Origin of the sequence: Bacillus sp. SIMBA_008, assembly GCF_046535495.1 — a bacterium.
In the GTDB taxonomy this organism is placed as follows: domain Bacteria; phylum Bacillota; class Bacilli; order Bacillales; family Bacillaceae; genus Bacillus; species Bacillus subtilis.
Genome location: NZ_JAWRWL010000263.1, coordinates 1 through 292 on the forward strand (window position 1 = coordinate 1; position 292 = coordinate 292).

Annotated in this window: 1 pseudogene; it reads left to right on the plus strand. The window is 37.3% G+C overall.

Annotated elements, in window-relative coordinates:
- Positions 1-128, plus strand: a pseudogene (locus tag SB658_RS23115) (hypothetical protein); the annotation flags it as partial.
- Between the last annotated feature and the right edge of the window lie 164 nt (positions 129-292).

The following is a 292-nucleotide window of genomic DNA, read 5'->3' on the forward strand; positions in this document are numbered from 1 at the left end:
GACTAGAGGTTGATTATGAATTGGCAACCCTGTATGAGGCCATGCAAAAAGAGAATGAAGATCAAATCGATCTCAGCAAAAGAAAACTGGAACGTCTCAGAAAAGAATGGATTCGGCTTAACGGATAAAGAATAGTAAAAACGAACCGCAGGAAATGGTTCGTTTTTACGTGAGAAGGCATTTTTTTCATTTTCCTTGCTTTTTCATCGCCTTTATCAGTATGCTATAGAATAAGCTATACATAGAAAAGAGGTACACGGTATGACAAATTGGACGGAAATTGATGATATCG